Here is a 14,026-nt window from a genome sequence, read left to right on the forward strand (position 1 = left end):
TCAAAGGCCCGAAAATGAGGGGTTACGTTTTTCCATGAACGCGGCAACGCCTTCTTCGCGGTCCGCTGAGGCGGCAATCGCTGCGCTACCAAGGGCTTCGACCACGGCATGAGTGTCTTCGCCGACCGCTGCATGGATCATGTTTTTTGAGATTTCGGTGGCGCGAGGCGAAAGGTCGCTAAGTTCGGTGGTGATCTCAAGCGCGCACGCCAGAACGTCGTCGGTCACCTCGGTCGCATAGCCCAAGGCGACTGCGCGGTCAGCACCAATACGGCGCCCAAACAGTGCCATCTCTTTCACCGCAGCTTCGGGGATCAGCCGGGTCAACCGCTGTGTCCCAGACCAGCCGGGTACAATCCCGACCCGAGCTTCAGGCAAAGCCAGCGTGGACCGCGGGGTCATCAGGCGCAGATCGCAGCAACTGGCCAGCTCTAGCCCGCCACCGAACGCATGACCGTTGATCGCAGCAATTGTTGGCTTGCCGATCCGCGCCAGGCGGTCAAAGATGCGATGTCCATCACGGACCCAATGGCGCGCGAATTCGGCGGGGCTCAGATCACCCCAAGCGCCAATATCGGCCCCACAACAGAACGCTTTTTCACCTGCGCCGGTCAGAACAAGCGCACGAATAGACACGTCACGCTCGACCTCTGTCAGGCCAGCTTCCAGCGCGTGCAGCATATCTACAGTTAGCGCATTGAGCTTGGCCTCGTTGTCCAAAGTCAGGACGGCGGTTGCACCCTCGATATGAATGCGCAGTTTGCTCAAAGTGTCATCCCCATCGGGCCAACTGCGAATAGCGAGTTGGGCATCTGAACCGCATTTGCCGCGACTTTGACGCGACCGCCTGAAGCTTCGACAATGTCGCGCTGCGCCTCAATGCCGGGCATGATTTCCGTCGCCACCAGCCCCTGATCCGTCAGGCGAATAACGCAACGCTCGGTTACATAGAGCACATCCTGACCGGTTTCCCGAGCACGGCGGCCCGAGAATGTGACATGTTCGACCTGGTCCACCATCTTGGTGAATTTTCCGGGGGCATTCACACGGATGCCATCATCCACCAGATCAATCTTGGCGCCAGCTTCGAACCAACCCGAGAACACGATCTTTTTGGCCCGCGCGGTGATATCGACAAAACCGCCGCATCCTGCAGTTAGATAGGGCTTCTTACCAAGTTTGGAGACATTCACATTGCCTTCGACATCAACCTCGAGGAACGAGAGGAACGACATATCGAACCCGCCGCCCTGGAAATAGATGAATTGCTGCGGTGACGGCACATAGGCATGCGCGTTGGATGCACAACCAAAGGCAAAGCCGGTTAGTGGGACACCACCGACAGCCCCCTGTTCAATCGCCCACGTCACCGCCTGAGGATGGCCTTCTTCCAACAAAACACGCGGGACCATTGCGCTGATGCCAAAGCCCAAGTTGGCGCTCATGCCGCTGCGCAGTTCTTGGGCAGCCCGTCGCGCGATGACCTTCTCGACACCATGTTCGGCCAGCGAAAAACTGTCCCAAGGGCGCATAATCTGGCCTGAGATTGCAGGGTCATAGGGCGTCTCTGTCGTTTGCATCTGCTCTGGGTCTTCAACGATCAGATCGATCAGATGTCCTGGCACACGCACGTCATGGGGGCGCAAGCTTCCGGCGGCAGTCACACGTTGAACCTGAGCGATCACGAGTCCACCGTGGTTGCGTGTGCAAATCGCTTGCTCCAATCCACCCAGATAGGCACCTTCATGTTCATAGGTCAGGTTGCCAAACTCATCCGCCGAGGTTGCGCGCAAAACGCACACGTTCGGATTGATGTTTGGGAAGTGCAACCAGGTCTGACCGTCGAATTCCTTTCGGTTAACAATTGGAGCCGCCGCACCACGCGCGTTCATCGCGCATCCTTCACGAACCGGATCCACGAAAGTCTCAAGCCCAACCTGCGTCAGAACACCGGGTCGATGCGCTGCGGCTTCGCGATGCATATCGAACAGAATTCCAGACGGCACGTTGTAAGCGGCCACTCGATCTTCGACGATCATCTTCCAGATTTCCGGCATCTCGAGGCTAGAGGGGCCCGAAGGGTATGATCCGGCGAGAACGCGGCTTAGCAGACCATCCTGCGCCAGATAATCCATGCCCTTCACGCCATACATATCCCCCGCAGCAATAGGGTGCAGCGTTGTAATGTTGCGCGGATGCCCTTCAGTGCGAAACCGCTCTCCAAGCGCCTTTAGAACAAGATCAGGGCAACCCAGAGCCGAAGACGATGACACAGAGACGACCGCATTGTCCGGGATGCGAGAAACGGCCTCGGAAACAGAAACCAGTTTGGTCATCAGAAACCGCCATAATCTATGTTGATAGTTTCACCCGACGCTGCGGCCTCACGAACGCTCAGCGCGATTGACAGCGATTTCACTCCATCAGGTCCGTCGGCAGCAGGACGGCCTTGTCCCGCCGCTGCGGCGACAAATTCCGAAACGCCTTGAACATAGAGAGAGTGGTCCGAAAACGGGATCTCTTCGCTTCCGGCTTCAGTCACCAGCTTTATTGCCCCAACCGGGCGCTGCGTCATGACGCCATCCGCAAAAATCGAACCCTTGGCTCCATGCACCTGCAGGCCAGAACCGGCAAAGGGGTGCGTAAAGCTTTCATGCGTCATGACCATCGCGCCTGAAGGCATCGTCCAGACGGACATGCAGGAGTCTTCGACGCCCTGCCCCATCCCAGAGCTGGCCATTTGCGCGACAACAGTAACCGGGTCCTCATTCAACAGGAAACGCGTCACATCCGCGTCATGAACAACGATGTCAGGGATCACGCCACCGCCAGCATCGGCTGAGTTGATACGCCACCCCTGTAAGTTCTCGGGCAAATGCACCGCGTGATGGATTCGTAGCGAGAGAACGTTTCCGACGCGCCCGGCTGCAATTAGATCACGAATTGCGCGATGGCTGCCAGAGCAACGCAGGTGATGATTGGTTCCAAATGTCACACCAGCCGTGTCAGCCGCACGCACCATTTCGATAGCTTCCGCTTGCGTCATCCCGAGCGGCTTTTCACACAGTACATGCTTACCAGCCGAAATGGCTGCCATTGCCTGACCGTGGTGTTTCTCATTGGTTGAGGAAATGTAGACCGCTTTCACGCCATCGTCAGACAGCGCCGCGTTCAGGTCTGTGGTTGCATTGGGAATTCCGTGCTCATCAGCCCATGTTTGCACCCGGTCAGGGGAATTGCTGACGACCCAGGTCACGTCGTTGCCTGCCTGCTGACGCACCGCGTCCAACATATATTGCGAAGCTATCGTGCTCGCTCCGACAAATGCCCAGTTCATCTGAATTCCTCAAATTTGGAACGTTCCAAAATTCATAGTGGAACGTTCCAATTTTGGCAAGAAAAACTCTAAGCGCTCCTTAAACACAAGAAAACATGGCTAAAAAGCGCGACGTTCGATGCCTCATCCAATACTATCACAGGGAATCGAAGAGATTCACAGCGTGACTGCACTCTGACTGAGTCGCTGAAATTCGCCGCGCGCCATTTACATCAATGCGTCAGAGCGACCCCTTCCACGGTCACCCTGTGCATAAGACGTCGAAACCCATGGTAGTCGTTGATCGCCTTGTGCCACGTCGCTCTGTTGTCCCAAATGGCGATATCCCCTTCCTGCCAACGCAGACGACATTGGAATTCAGGCTGCTTGCAGTGATCGTAAATCATACCCAGCACCGCGGCAGACTCATCCGCGCTCAAGCCTTTGATTTCGGTCGTGAACACGGGATTGACGAACAACCCTCGCCTACCACTGAGAGGATGCGTGATGACAACGGGGTGCAAAGCGTCTTGCGTGGCAGCTTCGGCGTTACCCAAACGGCCGCTTTTTGCGGCTTCTGTGTCCATGATGCTGGCGCCAAAGACATGGCGAGAGGAATGCACCGCCCACAAACCATCTAAGAAACCACGCATCGTGGGCGACAAAGCTTCGTAGGCAGCAGCCATCGACACAAACAACGTGTCGCCACCCTGGGGCGGAACCTCTAGGGCGTGCAGGATCGAGCCCATAGCAGGCTCCTGATCATAAGAGTGGTCAGTATGCCACCCCTCTCCCACAGCTTCTTGCTGATCCTTCTCCTTCAACACTATGGCAATCTCTGGGTGGCCGTCCACCGCTTTAAAAAATCGGTTCACGTTGATTGGGCCGAACCTTCTCGCAAAGGTCAGATGCTCTTGCGGGCTAACACTTTGACCCCTCAGTGCGATAACGGAATACTCTGCGAAGGCTGACTTCATTGCGTCGAATTGATCTTCACGCCGGATGTCTACCCCGAAGATTTCCGCACCCAAACCACCGGTAAGAGGTTTTACTTCCATGCGCCTTCCTCCCTGCTTCGCTCAGCCTAAAAGACGAGACATATCACTTCAAAGCAATCGCCTTTGCTTCATACAACTCCAATGGAAGATCGTCCGGGTCGCGGAAGAAAGTGAACCGATGGCCGGTATATTCATCGACACGGATGTCTTCGACTAGGACACCTTTCTGTTCCAGACTGTCTTTCAGCGCATCGATATCATCCACAACAAATGCAAGATGCCGCAGACCTTGTGCTTTGGGGCGAGACGTGCGTTTGGGCGGGTTGGGAAAGGAAAAGAGTTCAATCTGAGAACCGTCTGGCAACGCCAAATCCAGCTTCCAAGATTGCCGCTCACCCCTGAAATTCTCAGCAACAATCCTCAAACCAAGTGTCTCTGAATAAAACGCCTTGGACCGTTCATAGTCCGAACAAATGACTGCAGCATGGTGGATTGCTTTCAGACTGGTCACGGGCCTGTATCCTTATTTAATCAGTTAGCTAAGCCGAACTCTTGAGGTATTTCTTCGCTTCATTTTCGAAACTGATCGAGAAAACCAAGAGCCGTTTGGCCAAATTTGGCAACCGAACAATACAGGAAAACAGAGTAGTATTCATCAAGCGTCTGTTGGCTCAACGTCGTTGTTTTAGGCAACTCGTGCCGGTGGCAGCTCGCGATTCGAGACACACCTTCAATACCAAGTTTCATGAGCTCTGAATTGAGCGCTAATGCCGCCAAACTAGGCTGTCTACGAACTCGTTTGAAACGCCTACCAGCTCGTTTGAAACGAATGAGTGTTGTTCTAAAGACAAATTCGAAGCGGTCTCAGTTGCGCCAATTGGGAATGTCCCCAATGCCGCGCACGGATCGCGCCACTCAAGCAAGCCAAATCTGAACGGGATCTTTGACCGACATGACTTGACCAACAAAGCAAGGCTTTGGAAACATAGTAAAGCTGGCCACCGCCTCTTTCACCTTTCAAAAGAGATATTTAATCGGCGCTCCAGTTGCTCCACCGCCCCACGGAAGACGGAGGCTTTTTGAAAGTTCAGCGCCGTCCAGGCCAAGCATGACCAACCCTAAGCAGTGTTTATGAATCGTCTAGGTAGCATTCAAAATCGGACCATCTAACAATCTGACCAATTCTCCAAAATAGCCTCCAGAACGCGCGGGACGCGTAGGATCAGAAGTAATTGCGACAGCAAGGTTACGCTCAGGATGGGCCGCTATGATTTGGCCTCCGTACCCACGCGCCAAAGCATAGCCTGAAGGGGACAGAAACCAGCCATAGCCGTAGTCCAATCCAGAGAAAGGCGAACGGCCGTGTGGCTTGGTCGAAGCCACGACCCAACGCTCAGGAACGATTTGCGTGTTGGCAAAAGCCCCGCGGTCCCGAAGCAACACCGCGATCTTCAACATCGACCTCGGCTTAATCGCCATCTCGTTCCCACCCAAGTAGTAGCCCTGTGGATCCCTTGTCCAAGCAGGTATCTCGATACCAAGCGGTGCACCTAGCCTTTCACGCGTCAGTCTCAATAGGCTTTGTCCGGTTGCTACGGTCAATGCTGCGCCAAGCACATGGGTCGATCCAGTAGAATAGAGCATCCGCTGTCCGGGCTTAGCAACCATCGGTCGTGTCAACGCGTCTGCGATCCAGTTGGGAGAGTTGATCCATTCTCCATAGTTGCTGCCCGAAGTTCTTTCGAGCCCTGCGCGCAGCGTCACCAGATCCTCCATCGTAATGCGTTCGGAACCGGGTGTCGCATTAGCGGGCAAAAGCCGTGGAGCGACCTCCTGCAAGGTGGATTCTACAGATGGGATTTCCTGCCGGTCAATCGCTGTACCCAACAACAAAGCCACGATGCTTTTCGAACAAGACTTAATATTGGCCAGCCTATCCAGGCCTGCACCCTGTTGGGCCTGCGCGAAAATGACATCGTCGCCGCGTTGAATTTGGAGTGAATGCAACTGCGGAAGACCGCTGATTGCATCATTCAGCGCCACCGTTCGTCCCCGCGCTACATACGGAGCACAAATTGTGGCTGCGGTAACCAACAGGAGCTTTCGACGTGTGATCATGGCCTTCATTTGGAAGCAAATCTCGGATTGTCCAGACACTTAATCAACATCCCAAGATTTATTGTCCAAGATGTCAGAAAGCCTCCGCAACCGAAAAGTGGGATTTGAGGCAATAGGAGGCTTCGTTGGTACAATTGACCAGCATCCTTGCGATTGCGAATTATGTTAGACTGACCCCGAGGGCATTCTGGCAGAGAATCTCCCGTTGCCAACGAATTCACTCCGTCTCGCATTCTCGGTCATAACAATCGCCATGTCAGTGGGCGCCCTACCAGACCGCGCCAATGCGATAACGCAAGAAGTTCCAGCGTGGCTACAAAAGTACGTCGGTACGGCTGAGGGGCAAATCGCACCAATCGTATTGGAAAGGGCACGAGCGATTTACATCAAGAAACTACGCCGAGGCGAAGTCAGGAACCCTTGCTACCTTGCCAAGGACGCAACCCGCCCCAGTACTGCAAGTAACGGCATTCCGGGTAAGCGTTTTTGTGTCATCTGCGAGTCACAAAAGTCCTTCCAAGCGGTTTCCTCCGGCTATGGCAATGGCAGAAAACTCCAGCGCGCCAATTTTTCGAATGGCCGACAATGCGCGAAGAACTTCAACAATTCAGAGAGCTCTAACTAACCGCCGGAGGCGCACATCTGACGTCTGAAACCCGCACGTCCCTTAAAGGTTACCACAGTCATTCCGGCAAAGCACAGCCGTTCTAACGCACGTTTCTTTTGTTTGATGGTGAAAGCACGCTCGTTGAACTCATCCCAGACTGGTCGATCCCGGACCTCGGCACCTACGCCGTCTGGCTTGACACCAGCCGCCGCGTCTCTCTCACCCGGCTGTTGGTCGACCATGTCGGCGACACAACTTAGAGGCGCCCCAAAAAGCCGCGGCCCATACCTGCCGTTCGTCGCATTTTGGTGTTTCGCAGTCGCAGCCCGCTTAACGGACATTCGCCGCGCCGGCAAAGTCGACGACATGCCGAACTCACCAAAGCGGACTTTGCTGCCCTTCGTTCCTCCTGATCATTGCTCGCTTACTGCGCCACAACAGCTACGCGAGCTTGGCGGGCATATCCGGATAAATGGTTGAGCCTCTTAGCATCACGTGTCATCGTTCCTCTTCCGAGCGATTTGGGAGGATCGGGATGGACGTCAAAAACATGAAAGCTGCGCGACGGCTTGCGGTTTGGCTGGATGAGAGCGTGGGCGATTTGGCCGCGTTTCGGGCCGAAATTGAGGTCGAGACGCAACGTGCAGATTGGCCCTTCGCCGTGGACGTCATGTCGAACATTCCGGTCTATGACGGGGCCAAGGTGCGCACCGAGGCAGAGGCGCCGCTGAACTTGATGGCGGAATGGAACGCTGTCTTCGATCAGGGTCCGGGCATTATCGTGATCAAGGGCGGGATGGAAGACCTGTCCGTCGTGGACGCAGCAACAGCGATTTTCGAACAGATCATCGAAACAGAAAGCGCCACAGGCTCGGGCGGTGGGGATCACTTTGCCAAGCCGGGCGCAAATGATCGAGTATGGAATGCGGCGGAAAAGCATTGCCGGGCGGCGCCCGAGAATTTTGCCGCCTACTATTCGAGTGACGCAATTGCTTTGGCTTCGCGTGCATGGTTGGGGCGCGGGTATCAGATGACGGCGCAAGTCAATCGGGTGAACCCGGGTGGAGCGGCGCAGACAGCGCATCGTGATTATCATCTGGGCTTCATGAACCCCGAGCAATTGGCGACTTATCCGATGCAGGCCCACAGGATGTCACCCTGTTTGACGCTGCAGGGGGCAATTGCCCATTGCGATATGCCACTGGAAAGCGGGCCAACGATGTTGCTCCCCTATTCGCAGCGTTATCAGGCGGGTTATGTGGCGTTTCATCGACCTGAGTTTCAGGCTTATTTCGCGGAGCATCATGTGCAGTTGCCGCTTGAGAAAGGCGACGTCGTGTTTTTCAACCCAGCCGTGATGCACGGCGCGGGGACGAACCGGTCAACCGATATTCAGCGGATGGCGAACCTATTGCAGGTCGGTTCAGCATTTGGGCGGTCGATTGAAAGCGTGGATCGCTCAGCCATGTCCCTGGCGCTTTACCCGGTGTTGCAGAGCATGTCGGGGCGGATGGTTGCCAATGTGATCGCAGCCTCCGCCGAGGGCTATGCCTTTCCAACAAACCTTGATCGCGATCCTCCGGTGGATGGTCTAATCCCACTCAGCCAAGCCGAAATGATGGCGGCGGCATTAGAGGGAGGAAGATCATTGAAGGAATGGCAGACCGAGGTGGCCGCAATGAACGCGCGGCGTCAGGCCTAGCTGCTGGCCTATTGAGCGTCCGATGGGTGTCTTCTTTGCGGACGAAGCTGACAATCGGGATCAATACCTGTACTCTATGGCGATCGATTAGGGAGGCAGCCAAATGACCAATCCCAATGAAGTCGCACACCACTACCATTCTGGACATTTGCTCAAGAGGATATCCGATGGTTGTTCAAGGCTGGACTTGACCCCTCCGATTTCCCACGACGATTTGGCTCCAGTTGACGAGTTTCACATTGGCGGGCGTCTCGCGACCGAACGGTTTGTGAAGTCTCTTGACCTTTCAGCAGAAAGCCGGGTTGTTGATTTTGGATGCGGTCTCGCAGGGCCGGCACGCTATGTCGCGGCAGCCACCGGGGCGCATGTAACGGGCATCGATCTTACCGATGAGTTTGTGGAGACCGGACGCGCACTCACTGAATGGACAGGCTTGTCAGACCGGGTTCACCTCATCGAAGGCAGCGTGCTCGACTTGCCGCTAGAAGCAAAGTCAATGGACGCGGCTTACATGATCCACGTGGGTATGAACATCGCGGACAAAGTTGGTATCGCCCGCGAGGCAAAGAGAGTGCTGAAACCAGGGGGGATTTTCGCGATTTACGATGTGATGCAAGTCGGCGAGGGGCAGATGGACTATCCGGCGCCATGGGCGTCGTCCTCAGATCAAAGCGCACTTGCTCCACCGGAGACATATGAGACGGCTTTGAATTCCGTTGGTTTCGAGGTGAGCGAACGGATCGACCGTACAGCATTCGCGAAGCAGTTCTTTGCCGATCTGGCGTCTGCGCAAAGCCGTTCAGATGGCCCTCCACCGTTAGGCCTTCATCTCATCATGGGCGAAAACACTTCGCTCAAGGTTCAACATATGGTCAGAAATATCGAACGTGGATTAATTGCCCCAATTGAAATCCACGCGCGCCTTCCAGTTTAGACTAGCGCCCGTTCTTTGCTTTTGTCGTCTGCTCCAAGGTTTCTGAACGCCAACCGTTTTGTCGTTTAGTCGCCCAAATCGGAAATAATGGACCTTAGCCGACGGATTGCTTGGGAGCTTATGCGGTCTTGGTCCACAGTAAGTGAGTAGCCCTCGTCCTCTTCGTGAATTATGCGGCTCTCACGCGGATCAGCAGCGTAGATCGCTGTCGCCGCGTAAGTGCGGACGGGATTCTTAAATCCTTTCACGTGAACTGGCTCGCGCTCTTCTACGGCGAGCCAATCTTTCACCAATGAATAGGTTTCCGCTGCGAGCAAGATACCTCCCGGATCGCACTCACCCTCAAGCCGTGCAGCAAGATTCACTTCTCGACCAATCGCCGTGTAATCCATTCGATCATCTGAACCGAAATTGCCAATTGTGCAGTAACCGGTGTTGATGCCTATGCGAGCGAGAAATGGTCGATCGATCAAGCCTTTGCGTTGCCACCCCGTTTGCAAATCATTCAGGCGAACTTGCATGTCGATCGCCATCTGAACGCAAGCGGAAGCATCTTCCTTGGCCCCGAGGCTTTCGGGTTCACCAAAGAACAGCATCATCGCGTCGCCAATAAACTTATCGAAGTATGCGCCGTGCTTCATCGCGATCTTGGACATTGCCGAAAGATACTCGTTTAACAAAGAGGTCAGTTCCTCTGCTTCGAGCTGATCTGTAATTTCGGAAAAATCCGCGATGTCGGAAAAGAAGATCGTGAGCTTGCGACGTCGGCTCTCGATGGCCGCTTGCTGGTTGCCAGCTATTATTGACTTATAAAGTTGCGGCGGCATGTACTTGGCAAGCTGTTCGGAGACGTTTTCCAAGGTCTCATTCGCTTCTCGCATTTGGTTCAGCAAATGCAGATTATCCAGCGCGATGTTTGCCTGTGCCGCAAACGTCTTTAGAATATCGAACTGCTCCTTTTGCAGTTTACCGATTGAATGCCTTAACACGGCGAGAGCTCCGACGGTTTGTCCTCCTTGTGAAATTGGCACCATTGTGACTGCCCGAAACCCTGAGGCGAGGAAGTTTCCGGCACCCATGCGAAACTGATCTTGGGCTGTTGCGACATCCGGTAAATCAATCGCCTCACCAGCCAATATGACGTGGCCATGAATGGTTTCCGGGTGAAGCGGAGCCGGAAAGCGACCCCGCCAAGCCTCAACACCAGTAGGCTCTGGTCCAGAAATTGCGCCCAATACCAGTGTGTCACCTTCCCGCAATCCGATACTAACTGTGGATTTTGGAAACAGCATTTGACCCGCTTCAACAATGGAGTTGAAAACCGGTTGGGGATCTCTAATCGAGCTGTTTACCACGTCCAGAATTTTGGCCGTCGCCACTTGTCGATCCAGCGCTTCCTTCAGCTGGATTTCCAAAGCCTCTAACGCGTCAGCGGTTTTGTTGGGCGGATCGGGCACGACGTCCGGTTGCGATGTTCTCTGACCCTTTGACATGTCGATCATCCTTTTGGGTGATCAACTATCAACCAGATCGTAATGCTTGATGGATCGAGACTCGACGAGCTCCGCTTCTGCTGGATCAATGTGCGGGCTTTGGTAGTCTTCTCCCACGAAGGCCCTAAGGGCCTCCAAGCTCTCCCATACCATGACGAAACTGAATTCTCGTGGGGACTCCTCTCTCGCCCCCCCCGGAAGAACGCGCACGATCCCCGGAGTACTATTCATTAGGGGAATAGCAGTTTCATGAAAAAAGCGGCCAAACTCAGCCTCTTTTCCGGGACGTGTTGTCACCTGAAAGATACGCAGAATCATACACAATCCTCCCAAAGGTCCGGTTCTTGGATGTATGCATGCCTCGGAAGTTCATACTAGCACACTTGGTTGGGACTGTCTGCTGCGGGCTCGCTGCCGCCTTCGGATGCCGCTCAGCAAACACCCGTCAGCGATCCGTTTCACCGTCGCACACGGCCCTTTGCCGCCATCGGCCAAGAACCTTCATCGCTGCATTGCGGCCCGCCAAAGCTGTCATTCGCCGCTACTGCAAACTCGGGGCTTTTGCGAACTCACAGTCAGCGGACGAAGCTGCCGTTCTCTGCGATACGAAGCAAACTGCGGTTCTGCGGTTTATCCGGCCCGGCATTAGTGTTAGCCAGCAGAATGAACAAATAGAAGCGAAATTGATCCCACAAGGATCAAACTCAGCGCCCAAACGACGTCCAGGTTGAACCACCCTTTTGAGAGAAATCTCAGACCCAGCCAATGATAAACACCGAACGCAAGAATACCGCCTGAGGCTGTCATGGCCAAGGTGTGGGCTAAAGCGACACCAACAGCGATTTTGACGTTTCCGGTCATCAGATCAGCGGCTGCTGCATGGCCAGCGTCAGTGGCTATTGTACGACAGATGCCCAGATAGATAGGAACCAACATCAGCCCTGCTCCGTGCGCCATCGCTGCCAAAAACGACCATAGCGCAAGTCGCGACGGTGGTACCCGAGCAAGGATCCGCGGGTGACGCCGGTTGAACAACAGATAGACACCTAGTCCGATTACGAGGCAGGCTGCGAAGATTTGAATCTCACGCTGCCATTCGGCCAGAAACAGCAGGGCGGTAAAGGGAAACAGAATGGCACCCATCGCCACCAGATGCCCGACCGCCAAAGCGATCAACGCCTTGAACAGGCTGTTGCGCTGCTTGTCCATCAGCGCCGCGGACACGGCCAGGGGCCAACCCATACCGGGATTGACCCCGTGATAAATGCCCGAGGCGACAACAGCCCACCACAGGGCTGTCGCCGTGTTTAAACCTTCCACGCGTCAGACAGACGGGTAGCAAAAGCTGTCGGTTGAGCAGTCTCCGCCTTCCAAGCGGATCTGGTGGCTGCGATAGCCTTTGGGGAACTCGACATAGAAATCCTTGTCCAGTTCCAGACCACCGTTTTCCCCGACATTGGCCATGACCATTTGTCCGCCCTCGTCATCAGGATAGAACTGATCATCCCACGTCGAATACAGCGAGTTGGTCCAGTAGACCCGCTTGCCGTCCCGGCTGATCTCAACCATCTGGGGGCCGTAGACAAAATCCTTGCCGTTTGGATGTTTCGCCCCGCGCGCAATCCCGCCAAGCTCAACCTTGCCGGTCAGCTTGGGATTCATCGGGTCGGACACATCATACTGGTGCATTTCACCCTGACCCCAACAGGCGACGTAGAGGTACTTGTCGTCCAGACTCAGGTCAATATCGGTGACCAATGGGGGTACGGCTTCAAAACCCTGCAACAGAGGCGGAAGATTCTCGGCCTTCTCGGGTCGCGGATCAATTGTGATCGTCTTTTTCGCCTCGAAAGTTCCGTCATCCTTCTGCCACCACGTGAAAATTGCGCCCTGGAGGTTTGTTGTGTCCACGACAACGCCGCAAAAACCATAATCCTTTGCCGGATCATGCGCAGGTCTTATTTCCAAAGCCATCTGATGGTTTTCACCCAGATCTATGGTTTGGACGTTGCGGCGTTCGCGCAGGTTCCAGAAATGGATCTTGTGACCGTATTTGTTGGACAGCAGATCCTCGGCCACGATGCCATTTTCAAACTGCGGCGGCAGCCCCCATTCAGAACTTACCATGTAGTCGCGCGGCAGGTTCCACCAGAAATCATAGTGCTTGTCCTGTTCACCGCGGTCCATCTCGTAGCGGCCAAGGATATCAAAGGTCTCGCAATCCATGATGAAGATACCCGGAGGGCCATCTGTGCCGTCGGCACCGCCGCCGCCGAGTGTCGAAACATAAATTCCTTCAGGACCGCAGTGGATGGTATGCGGACGGGAATAGCCCGTTTTGGCGAACACCTCTTCGGGTTCGATAATCTTGTGAATTTTTGCCTTCAACGGTTCCTTCACGTCGATCACGTAGATGCGCGAGGACCGGATACCCGGTACGATCAGATATCTGCGTTCCAGAAAGGCATGCCCTGTCAGGGGCGAAAGTGCAGAAGAGCACGCGTTCCAGCCAAAGTGATGAAACTCATCACCCTTGTTGGGCATGATGAGCTGATGAACGATCTGGCCGTAAGTCTTCGATTTCGGGTCAACATCTACAACGGCTAGGCCATCCGGCTGTGAGCCGTCGGGACTGAGCATCAATGTAAAAGCGAGCGTTTCCGCAGGTGCCTCCATAGCAAGTTTTGGAGTTGCGTGAAAAGTCGGGTCAGGTCTTAGATTCATAGCTGGCTCCTCCCAGGCCGCGGACGACAGATCTAAATCAAGTTTTTTCTGATTTCGTCCAGAACTGAGAATGCCACATATTCAAGATTCGCGAAAACGGGCCAAACTCAGGCACTTGAATTTACCCTTTTGAA

The 14,026-nt window shown here is 54.7% G+C and carries 14 protein-coding genes; 2 read left to right on the forward strand and 12 right to left on the reverse strand.

What is annotated here, in order from left to right; all coding sequences use genetic code 11:
• The 8 genes from GOW40_RS04055 to GOW40_RS04090 form a co-directional block, all read right to left on the reverse strand.
• Nucleotides 1-768: an enoyl-CoA hydratase/isomerase family protein gene (locus GOW40_RS04055; RefSeq protein ID WP_171128350.1), complete on the reverse strand. Its 768-nt coding sequence runs from the start codon at nucleotides 766-768 to the stop codon at nucleotides 1-3.
• Complete coding sequence (locus GOW40_RS04060; RefSeq protein ID WP_171128348.1) at nucleotides 765-2,336, reverse strand: acyl CoA:acetate/3-ketoacid CoA transferase; 1,572 nt, start codon at nucleotides 2,334-2,336, stop codon at nucleotides 765-767. The genes GOW40_RS04055 and GOW40_RS04060 overlap by 4 nt, the downstream gene beginning before the upstream one ends.
• Entirely contained in the window at nucleotides 2,336-3,337 is a 1,002-nt protein-coding gene (locus GOW40_RS04065) for a Gfo/Idh/MocA family protein (protein WP_171128346.1), read from the reverse strand. Before GOW40_RS04065 ends, GOW40_RS04060 begins: the two co-directional genes overlap by 1 nt.
• Nucleotides 3,338-3,549: 212 nt before the next feature.
• Complete coding sequence (locus tag GOW40_RS04070; RefSeq protein WP_171128344.1) at nucleotides 3,550-4,374, reverse strand: TauD/TfdA family dioxygenase; 825 nt, start codon at nucleotides 4,372-4,374, stop codon at nucleotides 3,550-3,552.
• 43 nt (nucleotides 4,375-4,417) lie between these two features.
• On the reverse strand, nucleotides 4,418-4,825 hold the full coding sequence (locus GOW40_RS04075) for a VOC family protein (protein WP_371731806.1): 408 nt from the start codon (nucleotides 4,823-4,825) through the stop codon (nucleotides 4,418-4,420).
• A 59-nt stretch (nucleotides 4,826-4,884) separates the two neighbouring features.
• Entirely contained in the window at nucleotides 4,885-5,061 is a 177-nt protein-coding gene (locus GOW40_RS04080) for a hypothetical protein (protein ID WP_171097151.1), read from the reverse strand.
• Nucleotides 5,062-5,454: 393 nt separating this feature from the next.
• Nucleotides 5,455-6,432 (reverse strand): serine hydrolase, encoded by a 978-nt coding sequence (locus tag GOW40_RS04085; protein ID WP_171130419.1) that lies wholly within the window; start codon nucleotides 6,430-6,432, stop codon nucleotides 5,455-5,457.
• Between the two features lie 621 nt (nucleotides 6,433-7,053).
• Nucleotides 7,054-7,281, reverse strand: coding sequence for a hypothetical protein (locus GOW40_RS04090; RefSeq protein WP_171230873.1), 228 nt, complete (start codon nucleotides 7,279-7,281; stop codon nucleotides 7,054-7,056).
• A gap of 293 nt (nucleotides 7,282-7,574) precedes the next feature.
• On the opposite strand from GOW40_RS04090, the gene GOW40_RS04095 reads away from it, so the two are divergent.
• On the forward strand, nucleotides 7,575-8,741 hold the full coding sequence (locus tag GOW40_RS04095) for a phytanoyl-CoA dioxygenase family protein (protein WP_171128341.1): 1,167 nt from the start codon (nucleotides 7,575-7,577) through the stop codon (nucleotides 8,739-8,741).
• Between the two features lie 103 nt (nucleotides 8,742-8,844).
• Nucleotides 8,845-9,675, forward strand: a complete 831-nt coding sequence (locus tag GOW40_RS04100) for a class I SAM-dependent methyltransferase (RefSeq protein ID WP_171128339.1) — start codon at nucleotides 8,845-8,847, stop codon at nucleotides 9,673-9,675.
• 65 nt (nucleotides 9,676-9,740) lie between these two features.
• Here the strand turns inward: GOW40_RS04100 and GOW40_RS04105 are convergent, their stop codons facing one another.
• The 4 genes from GOW40_RS04105 to GOW40_RS04120 form a co-directional block, all read right to left on the reverse strand.
• Nucleotides 9,741-11,168, reverse strand: a complete 1,428-nt coding sequence (locus GOW40_RS04105) for an adenylate/guanylate cyclase domain-containing protein (protein WP_171136541.1) — start codon at nucleotides 11,166-11,168, stop codon at nucleotides 9,741-9,743.
• 21 nt (nucleotides 11,169-11,189) lie between these two features.
• The gene (locus tag GOW40_RS04110; protein ID WP_171230874.1) at nucleotides 11,190-11,486 is read right to left on the reverse strand and encodes an antibiotic biosynthesis monooxygenase; all 297 of its coding nucleotides are present in this window, start codon (nucleotides 11,484-11,486) and stop codon (nucleotides 11,190-11,192) included.
• Nucleotides 11,487-11,819: 333 nt separating this feature from the next.
• A complete protein-coding gene (locus tag GOW40_RS04115; RefSeq protein WP_171097138.1) occupies nucleotides 11,820-12,488 on the reverse strand; it encodes a hypothetical protein in 669 nt (222 codons plus the stop codon).
• A gap of 3 nt (nucleotides 12,489-12,491) precedes the next feature.
• Complete coding sequence (locus GOW40_RS04120; protein ID WP_171097136.1) at nucleotides 12,492-13,892, reverse strand: selenium-binding protein SBP56-related protein; 1,401 nt, start codon at nucleotides 13,890-13,892, stop codon at nucleotides 12,492-12,494.
• Nucleotides 13,893-14,026 lie beyond the last annotated feature (134 nt).

This window comes from Ruegeria sp. HKCCA6707, from assembly GCF_013033515.1.
In the GTDB taxonomy this organism is placed as follows: domain Bacteria; phylum Pseudomonadota; class Alphaproteobacteria; order Rhodobacterales; family Rhodobacteraceae; genus Ruegeria.

Bases quoted from the DNA above. Each gene is read 5' to 3' on its own strand.
- GOW40_RS04060 (WP_171128348.1), bottom strand. From the start codon at position 2,336: ATGACCAAACTGGTTTCTGTTTCCGAGGCCGTTTCTCGCATCCCGGAC.
- GOW40_RS04065 (WP_171128346.1), bottom strand. From the start codon at position 3,337: ATGAACTGGGCATTTGTCGGAGCGAGCACGATAGCTTCGCAATATATG.
- GOW40_RS04070 (WP_171128344.1), bottom strand. From the start codon at position 4,374: ATGGAAGTAAAACCTCTTACCGGTGGTTTGGGTGCGGAAATCTTCGGG.
- GOW40_RS04080 (WP_171097151.1), bottom strand. From the start codon at position 5,061: ATGAAACTTGGTATTGAAGGTGTGTCTCGAATCGCGAGCTGCCACCGG.
- GOW40_RS04085 (WP_171130419.1), bottom strand. From the start codon at position 6,432: ATGATCACACGTCGAAAGCTCCTGTTGGTTACCGCAGCCACAATTTGT.
- GOW40_RS04090 (WP_171230873.1), bottom strand. From the start codon at position 7,281: ATGGTCGACCAACAGCCGGGTGAGAGAGACGCGGCGGCTGGTGTCAAG.
- GOW40_RS04095 (WP_171128341.1), top strand. From the start codon at position 7,575: ATGGACGTCAAAAACATGAAAGCTGCGCGACGGCTTGCGGTTTGGCTG.
- GOW40_RS04100 (WP_171128339.1), top strand. From the start codon at position 8,845: ATGACCAATCCCAATGAAGTCGCACACCACTACCATTCTGGACATTTG.
- GOW40_RS04105 (WP_171136541.1), bottom strand. From the start codon at position 11,168: ATGTCAAAGGGTCAGAGAACATCGCAACCGGACGTCGTGCCCGATCCG.
- GOW40_RS04110 (WP_171230874.1), bottom strand. From the start codon at position 11,486: ATGATTCTGCGTATCTTTCAGGTGACAACACGTCCCGGAAAAGAGGCT.
- GOW40_RS04120 (WP_171097136.1), bottom strand. From the start codon at position 13,892: ATGAATCTAAGACCTGACCCGACTTTTCACGCAACTCCAAAACTTGCT.